A 13811-nucleotide genomic window follows, 5' to 3' on the forward strand; every position below is an offset into this window, starting at 1 on the left:
AAAGACCCGTCAGAACAGTTCCGCGATGCGCCGCCAGACGCCGTCCGGCACATACAGCAGCGCGACCGTCATCATGAGATAGCGCAGGAACTTGCCGATGGCCATATAGCCCACGCTGGGCCAGAACGGCAGGCGTAGCCAGCCGGCCACGGTGCAGATCGGGTCGCCCACGCCGGGCAGCCAGGACAGCAGCAGGGTCTTGGCGCCATAGCGCTCCAGCCAGTGAAACCAGCGGGTCTTGCGCTCATGGGCGAATACCTGCTTGGCGCCATAGCCGAGCGCGTAATTGAGGATGCCGCCCAGCGTGTTGCCGACGGTGCCAACCAGGATCGCCGGCCAGAACATCGCGGCATTGGCCTTGACCACCGCAAACACCGCCGGCTCCGAGCCCATCGGCACCAGCGTCGCCGACACCAGGCTGATGAAGAACACCGAGGTCAGGCCCACGGCCGGCGCAGCCAGCACGTTGAGCAGCCATTCGATTGCGGAAAGTATCATGCGAAGTCGGACCCGCCTTTTTTGGTTGAACTTGTCATCGATGCGGCGCCGGCCGGTGCCGGGGAACGGGTTCCGCCGAGGGGCGTCCATTATAATGTGTTGCCAAGCCGCATGCGCATGCCTGCCCCGCCCACGCGCCGCCACGGCGCACAGCAATCGCCTCATCAGCCAGAAAGCCATGACCATCGATTACCTGAAGAAAGTGTTGACCGCCCGCGTCTATGACGTTGCCATCGAATCGCCGCTGGAATTCGCGCCCGGCCTGTCCGAGCGCACCGGCAACCGCATTTACTACAAGCGCGAAGACATGCAGAGCGTGTTCAGCTTCAAGCTGCGCGGCGCCTACAACAAGATGGCCAACCTGAGCCCGGCGCAGCTGAAGCGCGGCGTGATCTGCGCCTCGGCCGGCAACCATGCCCAGGGCGTGGCCCTGTCGGCATCGCGCCTGGGCTGCAAGGCCCTGATCGTGATGCCGACCACCACGCCGCAGGTGAAGATCGACGCGGTGCGCGCCCGTGGCGGCGAAGTGGTGCTGTACGGCGACTCCTACAGCGATGCCTACGGCCATGCGCTGACGCTGGAAAAGAAGCAGAAGCTGACCTTCGTCCATCCCTTCGACGATCCGGACGTGATCGCCGGCCAGGGCACCATCGCGATGGAAATCCTGCACCAGCATTCCGGCCCGATCCACGCGATCTTCGTGGCCATCGGCGGCGGCGGCCTGATTGCCGGCATCGCCGCCTACGTCAAGGCGGTGCGGCCCGACATCAAGGTGATCGGGGTGCAGACCACCGATTCCGACGCGATGGCGCAAAGTCTCGCAGCCGGGCGCCGGGTCGCGCTACCCGATGTCGGCCTGTTTTCCGACGGCACCGCGGTCAAGCTGGTCGGCGAGGAAACCTTCCGGCTGGCAAAGATGTATGTCGACGACATCATCGTGGTCGACACCGACGCCGTCTGCGCGGCGATCAAGGATGTGTTCCAGGACACCCGCAGCATCCTGGAGCCGGCCGGCGCGCTGTCGGTCGCCGGCGCCAAGGCCTATATCGAGCGCGAGCGCCTGGCCAAGCGGCCGCTGAAGAACGAGACGCTGGTGACGATTGCCTGCGGCGCCAACATGAACTTCGACCGCCTGCGCCTGGTGGCGGAACGGGCCGAGGTCGGCGAATCGCGCGAAGCGGTGTTCGCCGTCACCATTCCCGAGGAACGCGGCAGCTTCCGGCGCTTCTGCGAACTGGTCGGCGGGCGCAGCGTCACCGAATTCAATTACCGCATCAGCGACGAACGCGAGGCCCATGTATTCGTCGGCCTGCAGATCGCCAACCGCGACGAGCCGGGCAAGATCGCCAGGAGCTTCGAGAAGCATGGCTACCGCACGCTGGACCTGACGCACGACGAGCTGGCCAAGATGCATATCCGTCACATGGTCGGCGGCAGGAGCGCACTGGCGCAGGACGAGCTGCTGTACCGCTTCGAATTCCCGGAGCGCCCCGGCGCTTTGCTGCGCTTTCTGGCCAGCATGGCGCCGAACTGGAACATCAGCCTGTTCCACTACCGCAACCAGGGCGGCGACGTCGGCCGCATCCTGGTCGGCCTGCAGGTGCCGAAAAAGGAAATGAAGGCCTTCCGCGCCTCGCTGGCCAGCCTGGGCTACCGCTACTGGGACGAGAACGACAATCCGGCCTACAAGCTCTTCCTCTGAATCGTCCGCCGGGCGCTTCGAAACCCCGCCCGGCGGAATCTGGCAAAATGCCGGTTTCCGCCGGATTCCGTAGCCATGACCACGCCTGACACGCCGCAAGATTCCCCGCTCGGCAAGCCCGCCACCTACAAGAGCGACTACGATGCCTCCCTGCTGTTCCCGATTGCCCGCCAGGGCAAGCGCAGTGAACTGGGGCTGTCGTCGGGCACGCTGCCCTTCTTCGGCATCGATATCTGGAATGCCTATGAAGTGTCGTGGCTGAACCTGCGCGGCAAGCCGCAGATCGCGGTGGTCAGCTTCATGATCCCGGCCGACTCGCCCAACATCGTCGAGTCGAAGTCCTTCAAGCTCTATCTCAATTCCTTCAACCAGACCCGGCTGGCCGGCGCAGACGCGCTGCTGGAGCTGCTGCGCGCCGACCTGTCCGCCGCCACCGGCGCGCCGGTGCAGGTGGCGCTGACGGCGCCCGAGGATTTCAGCAAGCTGAAAATGGGCGACCTCGAAGGCCTGCTGCTGGACCGGCTCGATATCGAGGTCGACAATTACAGCCCCGATACCGCGCTGCTCAGGAGCGCCCGCGAGGAAGCGCCGGTCGAGGAAGTGCTGGTGTCGCATCTGCTCAAGTCCAACTGCCTGGTCACCGGGCAGCCCGACTGGGGCAGCGTGCAGATCCGTTATGTCGGCCCCGCCATCAATCAGGAAGGCCTGCTGAAGTACCTGATTGGCTACCGAAATCACAATGAATTCCATGAACAATGCGTGGAACGCATATTCATGGACCTGTTGCGCCATTGCCAGCCACAGAAGCTGGCGGTCTACGCCCGCTTTACACGCCGCGGCGGGTTGGACATCAATCCATGGCGGAGCAATTTCACGACTGGCCAGCGTCCTTCGAACCTGCGATTGCCACGTCAATAATTGTCATTCCTTTTTTGAGGAAATGTTTCTTAAATACATTGCCCCGCTGGGATATCGCGTATAAAGTGCGACTGGAAACAGGGACAGCCGCACCCATATACAGCATCAGCGGCCCCAACACGGCCGCCACGGCATAGGCAACCAGGAGCTTCCATCCTGCAATGCGCCTATAATCCGCAGCGACAAGCCACTTTTATTGTGCATCGCATCATGACCCACTTCAGCCAGATCCTTCCCATAGAGAATGTCGTGCTCGACCTAGACGTATCGAGCAAGAAGCGCGCGTTCGAACAGGCGGGATTGATCTTCGAGAACAATTTTGGCATCGCCCGGTCAACGGTCTCGGATAACCTGTTTGCCCGTGAGCGACTGGGTTCCACCGGCTTGGGCCACGCTGTTGCCGTGCCGCATGGCCGCATCAAGGGCCTGAAGGCGCCGATCGCCGCCTTCGTGCGCCTTGCCGCGCCGATTCCGTTCGAGTCGCCGGATGGTCAGCCGGTGAGTCTGCTGATCTTTCTGCTGATTCCCGACAACGTCACCCAGCAGCATCTGGAAATCTTGTCCGAAATCGCCGAAATGTTTTCCGACGATGCATTCCGTAGCGGCCTGGCACAGGATCCCGATGCCAAGGCGGTGCATGATCGCATCATCGGCTGGCAGTCCAGCATGCAGAACGTTGCCTGAGTTTTACCGGTTAGCCTTGTCCTCTTTTTTCCAGGTGTAAGCACCCGATGCCGCTTTCCACTCCGCTGTCGATACAGCAGCTCTACGACGATAACCGCGAAGCGCTGCAATTGGGCTGGTTCGCCGGTTTTCCCGGCGGCGAGCGCCTGATTTCCGGCGACGCCGCGTCGGCGGCGGACCAGGTGGGCCATCTGAACCTGATCCATCCGGGACGCATCCAGGTATTCGGGCACCAGGAAACCGAGTACTACAAGCGGCTGTCGCCGCTGTCGCGGCAGCACCAGACCGAAGAACTGGTGGCCGGCGCGCCGCCGGCATTCATCATCGCCCAGGGACTGGAAACCCCGGCCTACATCTTGGCGATCTGCGACGAGAAGAATATCCCGCTGTTTTCCACGCCCTTGCCTGCGGCCCAGGTGATCGACTATCTGCGGGTCTATCTCTCCAAGAAGCTGGCGCAGCGCATCACCATGCATGGCGTGTTCATGGATGTGCTGGGGGTGGGCGTGCTCATTACCGGCGAGTCGGGGCTGGGCAAGAGCGAACTGGGTCTGGAACTGATTTCGCGCAACCATGGCCTTGTGGCTGACGACGTGGTGGAATTCGCCCGCATCGCGCCGCACATGATCGAAGGCCGCTGTCCGACGCTGCTGCAGAACCTGCTGGAAGTGCGCGGCCTGGGCCTGCTGGACATCCGCACCATCTTTGGCGAAACCGCGGTCCGGCGGAAAATGCGCCTGAAGCTGATCGTGCATCTGGTCAGGCGCAGCACGCTGGAAGAAAACTACGAGCGGCTGCCGCTGCACTCCCAAAGCGAGGAAGTGCTCGGCCTGCCGATCCGCAAGGTGGTGATCCCGGTCGAAGCCGGCCGCAACCTGGCAGTGCTGCTGGAAGCCGCGGTGCGCAATACCATTCTTCAACTGCGCGGCATCGATACTCTGAAGGACTTCATGGAACGCCAGCAAAAGGCGATGGACGACGAAGCCTGAGACAGTGCTCCGGCTGGCTGGCTTGGCCTTTAAATCGGTGCGGTTTGCGGTATGATCGGGCGATGCGCATCATACTCATTACCGGCATATCCGGATCCGGCAAATCGATCGGCCTCGCAGCCCTTGAAGATGCCGGTTACTTCTGTGTAGACAACCTTCCGCCCACGCTGCTGCGCGCGCTGGTGGAAACCCGGCAAAAGGATGGCGCCACGGCGCTGGCGGTTGCGGTCGATGCCCGAAGCGCGCTGTCACTGGCGGAATTGCCCGCCGACATACGCTGGCTCAAGCAGCAGGGGCATGACGTCAAGGTGCTGTTCCTCACCGCCAAGACCGAGTCGCTAATCACCCGTTTTTCCGAAACCCGCCGCAGCCATCCGCTGTCGCACCGCGAATCCATCGGCGATGACGACAAGAGCCCGACCCATCGCCCCACCCTGGTCGAATGCATCCGCCGCGAGCGTGAAATGCTGGCCGACGTCGAAGGCCTGGGCCAGGTGATCGACACTTCCGGCCTGTCGGCCAACAAGCTGCGCGCCTGGATCAAGGATCTGGTCGGAAGCGACCACTCACCGCTGACGCTGCTGTTCGAATCGTTTGCCTTCAAGTACGGCGTGCCGCTCGACGCCGATCTGGTGTTCGACGTGCGCATCCTGCCCAATCCGTATTACGATCTGGCGCTGCGGCCACTGACCGGGCGCGATCAGCCAGTGATCAATTTTCTCGATGCGCTGCCGGAAGTGGAAAACCTGATGGGCGACATCCGCAATTTCGTCGAGAAATGGCTGCCGTCATTCAAGAACGACAACCGCAGCTATCTGACCGTGGCCATCGGCTGCACCGGCGGCCAGCATCGTTCGGTGTATTTCGTCGAGCATCTTGCCGCCTATTTCCAGGACGCCGCGCGGGTGCTGAAGCGCCATCGCGAGCTTGACTGACGCCCTTTCCCCTTGCGGATTCCCACTATGTCCGATCACGCCTGGCTGCCGCTGTTTCCGCTCAATACCGTGCTGTTCCCCGGCGGCGCGCTGCCGCTGCGGGTCTTCGAGACGCGCTATATCGACATGGTCCGCGACTGCATGAAGCGCGATGCGCCGTTTGGCGTGGTGCGCATCAAGTCAGGCAAGGAAGTCGGCGTCGCGGCCCAGCCCGACAGCGTGGGCTGCCTGGCGCATATCGTGGAGTGGGACATGCCGGAACTGGGCCTGCTGATGCTGCAGACCAGCGGCGGCCAGCGCTTCCGGGTGCTGGAAACCCGGACCCTGCCGGACCAGCGCATCGAAGCCAGGACGGAACTGATTGCCGACGATGCCGACGCGCCGCCCAGCGCCGAACTGGTGGCCTGCGCCACTGCGCTGAATACCGTCATCAAGGACATCAATGAAGCCGCCCGCGCCAGCGGCGAAGGCGGCTTCAGCCCCTTTCCGGCGGAATTGAAACTGGACAGCACCTGCTGGGTCGCCAATCGCTGGTGCGAGATCCTGCCGATTTCCACGCTGGCGCGGCAGAAGCTGCTGGAACTGACGGATGCACAAAGCCGGCTGGCGATCGTGCATCAGTATCTGGTGCAGCATGGGATTGTGGCGGGCGACAAGTCGCATTGATGCGTCAACAACCGGGCATTGGAAAATCAGCCATGGCGGCAGCTTGCCAATCCCATTGATGCCTTTACATGACTGCCAACTACAATCTCACGACGATTTGGGTTGCAGAAGGACGGCATGAACACCGTTTTCCTTATCGTTCCGCAATTCATATTCCAGGTTGACCTGAGCTTCCAAAGCACTGAGTTCTCTCTGGAGGCTGGCACGGATGGTGTCATCGAGCCCTGACTCTTCACGTTCAGCAAGATACTTGAGTGGGCTTAACATATCCCGTGCCGTTTCCCGGCTGTCGCGCGCCAAGCCGCTCCCCATTACGGATGCCTTATGCGTATAGATATCCACCCGGTTCTTCAATAGGTCCAATAGGGTATGGGTTGCAGATGGCTTATCGCTTTCCTGCATTAATACAATGCAGGCGGAAGCGTGTCTGAAATAATCTTGAGGAGCTAATCCATTGCTTGCTTCAGAGGAAGTAAGCATTCTTAAAACCAAATTGCCGAAATAATGTTTAAAGGCGACTTTTTCTTGATTCTGGCCCAGCAGTGGTTCCGAATTCGTTTTTCTTTCGGAAAGAACAGGCGCTGTCTGATTCGATGTCGGGGAAGTGCTGTCAGTAACGGCATCCGGCGAATTCAACTCATGCAGATTCGCCGATGAAATGCCCAGTTTAGGAGTGGAATCCATTTCACGCTCGCGTAGGGGTCAAAAAATTTGAGTACGCTGCGCTAAATAAAAGATCCGCATGGACAAACGTTTTTAAATGGAACGCCGTTATGCACGCCTTTACGGGCCAGGCAAGTCAACTGCCGAATAAATCCCGCGTTCCCAGCAAATCCAGCAGCATTTTCTTCACTGGCGCCGGCAGCGGCGCCTGCGCCAGCTTGGCCACCGGATACCATACATGGCCGGCCTCGGCCGCCATCGCATGCCGCTGCGACAAATGGACGCGGTAAGGCGCCACATGCAGCTTGAAATGCGTAAAGCCATGGCTGAAGGGCTGCAGCTTGTCATGCGCCTGCATCACGCCGAAAGGCGCGACCGCGGCCGCCATGCGCCTGTCCCAGTCGTCCAGGGCGACCTCGGGCAATGAAAGCAAACCACCCCAGATGCCGCTGCCCGGCCGCTGCTCCAGCAAGACCTGCCCATCGTCGACGATCACCAGCATGCCGACATGCCGTTCCGGCACCGCCTTCTTCGGCTTCCTGACCGGCAGTTCGGCAGTGCGGCCGGTTTCAAAAGCCACGCAGCGATGCGCCAGCGGGCAGCGCTGGCAATCCGGCCGGCTGCGCGTGCATAGCGTGGCGCCCAGGTCCATCAGGCCCTGGGTATAGGCCTGCATATCCTCATGCGGCAGCAGGGCTTCGGCCCGTTGCCAAAGCTTGTCCTCGACCGGCTTGGCGCCGGGGAAACCCTTGATGCCGAAGACCCGGCAGAACACCCGCTTCACATTGCCGTCCAGGATGGCGGCGCGGGTGCCGTAGGCAAAGGCGGAAATAGCGGCGGCGGTGGAGCGGCCTATGCCAGGCAGGTCGGCCAGCAGCGCCGGGTCGGCCGGAAAGACGCCGCCGTATTCGGCCACCACGCGCTGCGCGCAGCGATGCAGATTGCGGGCGCGCGAGTAGTAGCCCAGGCCGCTCCAGTGGGCCATCACGTCCTCGGCCGGCGCTTCGGCCAGCGACGTCACATCGGGAAAGCGCACCAGGAAGCGCTGGTAATACGGAATGACCGCGGCGACCTGGGTCTGCTGCAGCATGATCTCGGACAGCCAGATGCGATAGGCGTCGCGTGTGTTCTGCCAGGGCAGCGCATGCCGGCCGTGCTGCTTCTGCCACCGCACCACGTCGGCGGAAAAGGACGGGTCCTGCAGCGGAATATCGTGATCGACGATGCGTTTCATCCGGCCGCCATGGATGGCGCCGGCACCGGCGCATCGGCCACCAGCGCCGCCTTCAGTCCGGACTCGCACTCTGCCAGCGCCTGCCTGTGGTTTTCCAGGTCGGCCTGCATGCGTTCCAGCGCGGTGACGCGCACATCCAGGTCGTCGGCCGCGAGATGGATGCGCTCGATCGAATTGCGGCGCTGCTTCAGCTGGTTCTTGTGCTCGCGGATCTGGGCTTCCAGCGGCGCCATCACTACCTTCAGCCAGGCTTCGACATCGCGGTTGGCCAGCAGCAGGCTCTGCCTGACGCGCGAGGCAATCGAGTCGAAGAACTTCTGCATCAGTGCCAGCTGCGGCGTGGTCAGCAGCGCGCCCGCGCCGAACTGCCTGTGATAGGCCGACTCGACCGCCGCGATCTCGTCGGCATAGCGCTTGAGCGAAAACGGCATCGGCGTGGAAAGCGCAAAGCCGTGCTCGGCGGAGAAGCGGCGGTACATCACCGCCATCATGTCGCTGATCTCGCCGATCTTGCGGCCCGACAGGATCAGGTTGCCTTCGACCTCGGTGAAGAAGCGCTTGACCGCATCGCGCATGCCGACCGAGAACAGGCTGGACTGCATCGCTTCCCGGGTATCGCGGATGTTGTTCTTCAATACATCAGTGCCAAGATGGGCGAACAGCTCCGCCGACAGGTTGCCGAACACAGTGCGGGTGCCCTGCAGCTTGACCAGGCTGGCATCGAAATCGGCCTTTTCCATGTCGATGCGCTTCATCATGTGCGCCACGATATTCTGATTCTTGCCACGCAAGCTTTTCAGCTCGACCAACTGCTCGACCACATTGCGCAGCCGCGACGACAGCAGCGACTGGCGCGAGGCGATCAGCTCCGCCGCCTCGGCATGCAACTGCGCCTGCATCAGCTCGCGCCGCGCCGGTATCAGCTTTTGCGACAGCGCCGATTCCAGCGCCGGCAGCCGGCTCTTTTCCAGCAGTGCGGCGTCGCCATTGATCTTGGCGACCAGGCCCTTCTGGGCCGACACCGGGTAGACCTGGGACGCATCCAGTTCCAGCGTCTGGGCGGCGCCGGCGACCTGGCGTGCGATCTGCGCTTCCACCTCGGCGGGGCCGCGCAGCTCGTCCCACATGCTGTCGATCTTGTTCAACACCACCATGCGGCCGGCGCTGGCGCCGATATGCTCACGCCAGACATCGATATCGGAGCGGGTCACGCCGGTGTCGGCGGCCAGGATGTAGAGCACCGCGTGGGCGTTCGGTATCAGGTTAAGGGTCAGTTCTGGCTCGGTGCCGATCGCATTCAGGCCGGGCGTGTCGATGATCACCAGGCCCTGCTGCAGCAGCGGATGCGGGAAATTCACAATCGCATGCCGCCAGCGCGAAATTTCCACCAGGCCGTCGGCGCCAACCGTCATGCCGCTGTCGGCAGCGTCCGGATCGTAAAGGCCATAAGCCTGGGCCTGTTCGACCGGCACCCGGCGCGACAGGCTGACCTGGCGGAAGGCTTCCAGCATGCCGTCAGTCGAGGCCACATCCAGCGGCATTACCGTCCAAGCATCCGGCTGCGCGCGCAGGTCGGTAGTGGACTGACTGGTGGCGCGGGTCTCGATCGGCAGCAGGCGGATCGAGGGCGGCAGGCTGGCGTCATACATCAACTCGGTCGGGCACATCGTGGTGCGGCCCACCGACGACGGCAGGATGCGCTGGCCATAGCCGGCAAAGAAGATCGCATTGATCAGCTCCGACTTGCCCCGCGAGAACTCGGCGACGAAAGCTACCGTCATCCTGTCCTCGGCCAGGCGGGCCAGGGTGCGCGTGATGCGCTGCTGGCTGCCTTCATCGGCCAGGCCGGCGGCCTGGATCGCGTCGCGATAGCGTTCCAACGCGCGCACCACGCCACTGCGCCAGTGGCTGTACTCACCGAATTTTTCAACCAGATTGCTCACGATATGCCTTATTGCTCTACGGAACTATCCACAGCCTAGCATCGGGCGTCATTTTTGACAATTTACACAGTAAAAGGTGGAACGCTGACCCTGGCGGATCTGGCGCACCGCGCTGCCGCACTGCCGGCATGGCTCGCCGCCGCGATCATAGACGAAATAGCTCTGCTGGAAATAGCCCGACTGGCCATCGGCGCCGACGAAATCGCGCAGCGTGCTGCCGCCCCGCTCTATGGAAGCGGCCAGAACTCGGCGTATTGCCTGCGCCAGCTTCTCGTAGCGGGCGAGGCTGATCCGGTGCGCCGGCGTTTTCGGATTGATGCCGGCCTCGAACAGGCTTTCCGACGCATAAATATTACCGACGCCGACCACGATGTCTCCGGCAAGCAACACCTGCTTGATCGGTGCGCTGCGGTTGCGGGTGGCCTTGTACAGCGTTTGCCCGGAAAAGAGGGTTTCCAGCGGCTCCACGCCCAGACCGCGCAGCAGCAGATGGTTGTCGACGCTGCCCTCCTCGTGCGGATGCCACAGCACGGCGCCGAAGCGGCGCGGGTCGGTCAGGCGCATCACCTGGTCTTCCAGCATCAGGTCGAAGTGATCGTGCTTCTGCGGCGGCGTCGCCAGCGGCAGTATCCGCAGATGGCCGGACATGCCAAGGTGGATGATCAGGGTGCCATGGTCGAAAGCGATCAGCAGGTATTTGCCGCGCCGGCTGGTTGCGCGCACGGTGCGGTTGAGCAGGCGCTGTTCGAGGTCGATCGGAAACGGCCAGCGCAGGCCGGTATGGCGCAGTGTAACGCCGCGCACCGTGCGGCCCTCGATATGCGGCGCAATGCCGCGCCGCGTCACTTCCACTTCAGGTAGTTCAGGCATGGGAACGTGCTTGGAAATTTGAACGAGCCCGATAGTTGGGGATGAATTTCGCAATTTCGCCGCTTATTTTTGCGCGGCTCGTCTTGTGGCTACAATGGCAACCCGGACCCGATTTGACCACGCCGCATCCGCGTGGGCGCACGCCGCACGCGCGTAGCATGTTGGGCGTAGAATCGAAATTTGCCTATCAGCCAGGATAAGCTCTTGAAAAACCTTCCAGCCATTGCCCTTTTCTGCGCGGCCCTGTCCGCCTGTGCGGGACTGCCTGAGCGGGCACCTTCCGAGTCAGCCTCTTCCGCCGGAACACTCGCGCAGAAGGCGCCGGAGCAGCAAGCTGCCACCTCCGCACCACGCCGGCCCCGCCTGCGCAGCGCCAGCACCACGGCCTCGCCGGGCGAGCGCCTGCCGGCGGCGGAACTGAGCGAGGAAGTGCTGTTCCGCTACCTGAGCGCGGAAATCGCCGACCAGCGCGGCGACTGGGAATATGCCTTCGTCAACATGCTGCAGATTGCGCAACTGTCGCGCGATCCGCGCCTGGCCCGGCGTGCGGCGGAGATCGCCATCAATGCCAAGGAAACCGATGAAGCGCTGGCCGCGGTGCGGCTGTGGCGCGAGATTTCACCGGAATCGGAAGAAGCCGCCCAGTTCTACCTGAGCTTCACCCTGATCGGCGACAACCTCGAGGAAGCCCGCCCCATCCTGGAGCAGCGCCTGAAGGCCGCCAGCAAGCCGACGCTGGGCGCCACCATCCTGCAAACGCAGCGGCTGCTGTCGAGGGCGCGCGACAAGGCCGCCGCATTCCGTCTGCTGGAAGACGTGCTGGCCGACTACAGGGCGCTGCCTGAAATGCACCTGGCCCTGGCGCAGGCTGCGCATGCCGCCGGCGACGCGCCGCGCGCTGCCGCCGAAGCGCGGGAAGCGCTGGCGATTTCCCCATCCTCCGACCTGGCCGCGCTGACCCTGGCGCAGGTGCTGCCGGACAAGGACGCCGCGCTGAAGTCGCTGGCGGACTATCTGAAAGCCAATCCCAAATCACGCGATGTGCGGCTGGCCTATGCCCGTTTCCTGGTCGAGCAGAAGCAGTACGATGCGGCCCGTGCCGAGTTCAATGTGCTGCTCAAGGAGCAGCCCAGGGATCTGACCGTACTGTACGCCCTCGGCCTGCTGAGCGCGCAGCGCAACGACCTGCAGGGCGCGGAGAAATATCTTTCAACCTATCTGGAGGAGCTGAGCGCCAAGCCCGACGACGAGCGCGACCCCACGCAGGCGCTGCTGATCCTGGCGCAGATTGCCGAGCAGCGCAACGATATCCCCGCCGCGCTTAAATGGCTGGACCAGGTGCCGGAAGGCACGCCCCAGGCCTATGTCAGCGCGCAGATCAAGCGCGCCCAGCTGGTAGGCAGGAATGGCGATCTCGACAGCGCGCGCAAGGTGCTGCATGACACCAGGGCGAGCGGCCAGGAAGAGGAATTGCAACTCATCGTGGCGGAAGCGCAGATGCTGCGCACGGCCGAGCGCGGCGAGGAAGGCCTGGCGGTGCTGGAAGAGGCATTGAAACGCTATCCGGACAACACCGACCTGCTCTACGACCATGCGATGCTGGCTGAAAAGCTGAACCGGCTTGATGTGATGGAAACCTCGCTGCGCAAGATCATCGCGATCGCGCCCAGGAACCAGAATGCCTACAATGCGCTCGGCTATTCGCTGGCCGAACGCAACATCCGGCTGGAGGAAGCCTACCAGCTCATTTCCAGAGCGCTCGACCTGGCGCCGGAAGACCCGTTCATCATGGATAGCATGGGCTGGGTGCAGTTCCGGCTGGGCCGCCTGAAGGAAGCCGAGGAACTGCTGCGGCGCGCCTACAGCCTGCGGCCGGACCCGGAAATCGCCGTCCATCTGGGCGAAGTGCTGTGGGCGCTCGGCCAGCGCGACGACGCCCGCAAGCTGTGGCGCGAAGCCAGCTTGAAGGACCCAAAGAACGACACCCTGAAAAACACGCTGGGCCGGCTGCGCGTGCGGCTGTAGGCCCAGGCTCTTCGCGCGTGCGCCGCGCAATGCGGCGCCGCCTCATTTCCTCGCTTCCCTTTACCGATGACCTTTCCCTACCGCGCCGCCCTGCTGGCGTTGCCTGTCTTTCTCGCCGCCTGCGCCGGCGTTCCGCCCGCCACACCAGCCCTGCCGGAGTCCGGCGTCACGCGCGCCTATCAACAATCGGTCGATATCAATGGCCGCATGTCGGTGCGCTATCAGCTCAATGGGCGTGATGAAGCGCTGCATGGCAGCTTCGAATGGAAACAGCGCCCGGACAATACGCAACTGACCCTGCTGTCGCCGCTGGGCCAGACCCTGGCGCAGATCATGGTGACGCCGGCCGGCGCCACGCTGACCCAGGCCGGGCAGGCGCCGTTGTCGGCCGCCGATGCCGACGCCCTGGCCAGCCAGGCGCTGGGCTGGCCCCTGCCGGTGGCCGGCCTGCGCGACTGGCTGCAGGGCATGGTGACCGTGCCCGGCGGCAAACGGATCGCCCTCGCACCGCGGGATGACGGCGGCGAGATCGTCAGCGCCGATGGCTGGCGCCTGCGTTTCACGACCTGGGAAGCCAGCGCCCCGGCGCGGCCGCGCCGCATCGACCTTGCGCGCGGCACCGAACAGGCCGGCGACGTGGCGCTGCGGCTGGTGATCGACAGTTTTCAGCCACGCTGAGGGCCT

At 63.3% G+C, this 13811-nt stretch carries 13 protein-coding genes; 8 read left to right on the forward strand and 5 right to left on the reverse strand.

The window, feature by feature from the left end; translation table 11 throughout:
• Nucleotides 1-9 precede the first annotated feature (9 nt).
• Complete coding sequence (locus tag KTQ42_RS12560; RefSeq protein ID WP_217345800.1) at nucleotides 10-498, reverse strand: YqaA family protein; 489 nt, start codon at nucleotides 496-498, stop codon at nucleotides 10-12.
• A 94-nt stretch (nucleotides 499-592) separates the two neighbouring features.
• Between KTQ42_RS12560 and ilvA the strand changes: the two genes are divergently transcribed.
• The 6 genes from ilvA to KTQ42_RS12590 all read left to right on the forward strand — a co-directional run bounded on the left by ilvA (nucleotide 593) and on the right by KTQ42_RS12590 (nucleotide 6392).
• The gene (gene ilvA, locus KTQ42_RS12565; protein ID WP_217345801.1) at nucleotides 593-2200 is read left to right on the forward strand and encodes a threonine ammonia-lyase, biosynthetic; all 1608 of its coding nucleotides are present in this window, start codon (nucleotides 593-595) and stop codon (nucleotides 2198-2200) included.
• 75 nt (nucleotides 2201-2275) lie between these two features.
• Nucleotides 2276-3118 (forward strand): NADPH-dependent 7-cyano-7-deazaguanine reductase QueF, encoded by an 843-nt coding sequence (queF, locus tag KTQ42_RS12570; protein ID WP_217345802.1) that lies wholly within the window; start codon nucleotides 2276-2278, stop codon nucleotides 3116-3118.
• Between the two features lie 210 nt (nucleotides 3119-3328).
• Nucleotides 3329-3802, forward strand: coding sequence for a PTS sugar transporter subunit IIA (locus KTQ42_RS12575; protein ID WP_217345803.1), 474 nt, complete (start codon nucleotides 3329-3331; stop codon nucleotides 3800-3802).
• A 47-nt stretch (nucleotides 3803-3849) separates the two neighbouring features.
• Nucleotides 3850-4791, forward strand: a complete 942-nt coding sequence (gene hprK / locus KTQ42_RS12580; RefSeq protein WP_194711457.1) for an HPr(Ser) kinase/phosphatase — start codon at nucleotides 3850-3852, stop codon at nucleotides 4789-4791.
• Between the two features lie 62 nt (nucleotides 4792-4853).
• Nucleotides 4854-5726 (forward strand): RNase adapter RapZ, encoded by an 873-nt coding sequence (gene rapZ, locus KTQ42_RS12585; protein WP_217345804.1) that lies wholly within the window; start codon nucleotides 4854-4856, stop codon nucleotides 5724-5726.
• Nucleotides 5727-5753: 27 nt separating this feature from the next.
• The gene (locus tag KTQ42_RS12590) at nucleotides 5754-6392 is read left to right on the forward strand and encodes an LON peptidase substrate-binding domain-containing protein (RefSeq protein ID WP_217345805.1); all 639 of its coding nucleotides are present in this window, start codon (nucleotides 5754-5756) and stop codon (nucleotides 6390-6392) included.
• 87 nt (nucleotides 6393-6479) lie between these two features.
• Here the strand turns inward: KTQ42_RS12590 and KTQ42_RS12595 are convergent, their stop codons facing one another.
• From KTQ42_RS12595 to mutM, 4 genes are all read right to left on the reverse strand, one after another.
• Nucleotides 6480-7076: a hypothetical protein gene (locus KTQ42_RS12595; RefSeq protein WP_217345806.1), complete on the reverse strand. Its 597-nt coding sequence runs from the start codon at nucleotides 7074-7076 to the stop codon at nucleotides 6480-6482.
• Between the two features lie 115 nt (nucleotides 7077-7191).
• Nucleotides 7192-8289 carry an A/G-specific adenine glycosylase gene (gene mutY, locus KTQ42_RS12600; protein ID WP_217345807.1) on the reverse strand — a complete coding sequence of 366 codons (1098 nt, stop codon included), beginning with the start codon at nucleotides 8287-8289 and terminating at the stop codon, nucleotides 7192-7194.
• Nucleotides 8286-10232 carry a dynamin family protein gene (locus KTQ42_RS12605; RefSeq protein WP_217345808.1) on the reverse strand — a complete coding sequence of 649 codons (1947 nt, stop codon included), beginning with the start codon at nucleotides 10230-10232 and terminating at the stop codon, nucleotides 8286-8288. The genes mutY and KTQ42_RS12605 overlap by 4 nt, the downstream gene beginning before the upstream one ends.
• A gap of 48 nt (nucleotides 10233-10280) precedes the next feature.
• Complete coding sequence (gene mutM / locus KTQ42_RS12610) at nucleotides 10281-11102, reverse strand: bifunctional DNA-formamidopyrimidine glycosylase/DNA-(apurinic or apyrimidinic site) lyase (RefSeq protein WP_217345809.1); 822 nt, start codon at nucleotides 11100-11102, stop codon at nucleotides 10281-10283.
• Nucleotides 11103-11306: 204 nt separating this feature from the next.
• Between mutM and KTQ42_RS12615 the strand changes: the two genes are divergently transcribed.
• Together KTQ42_RS12615 and lolB are read left to right on the forward strand one after the other, a co-directional pair.
• Complete coding sequence (locus tag KTQ42_RS12615; RefSeq protein ID WP_249222741.1) at nucleotides 11307-13127, forward strand: tetratricopeptide repeat protein; 1821 nt, start codon at nucleotides 11307-11309, stop codon at nucleotides 13125-13127.
• 66 nt (nucleotides 13128-13193) lie between these two features.
• Nucleotides 13194-13805 (forward strand): lipoprotein insertase outer membrane protein LolB, encoded by a 612-nt coding sequence (gene lolB / locus KTQ42_RS12620; RefSeq protein ID WP_217345810.1) that lies wholly within the window; start codon nucleotides 13194-13196, stop codon nucleotides 13803-13805.
• Nucleotides 13806-13811: the final 6 nt, after the last annotated feature.

The sequence above is a fragment of the Noviherbaspirillum sp. L7-7A genome, assembly GCF_019052805.1.
Classification (GTDB): Bacteria; Pseudomonadota; Gammaproteobacteria; order Burkholderiales; family Burkholderiaceae_D; genus Noviherbaspirillum_A.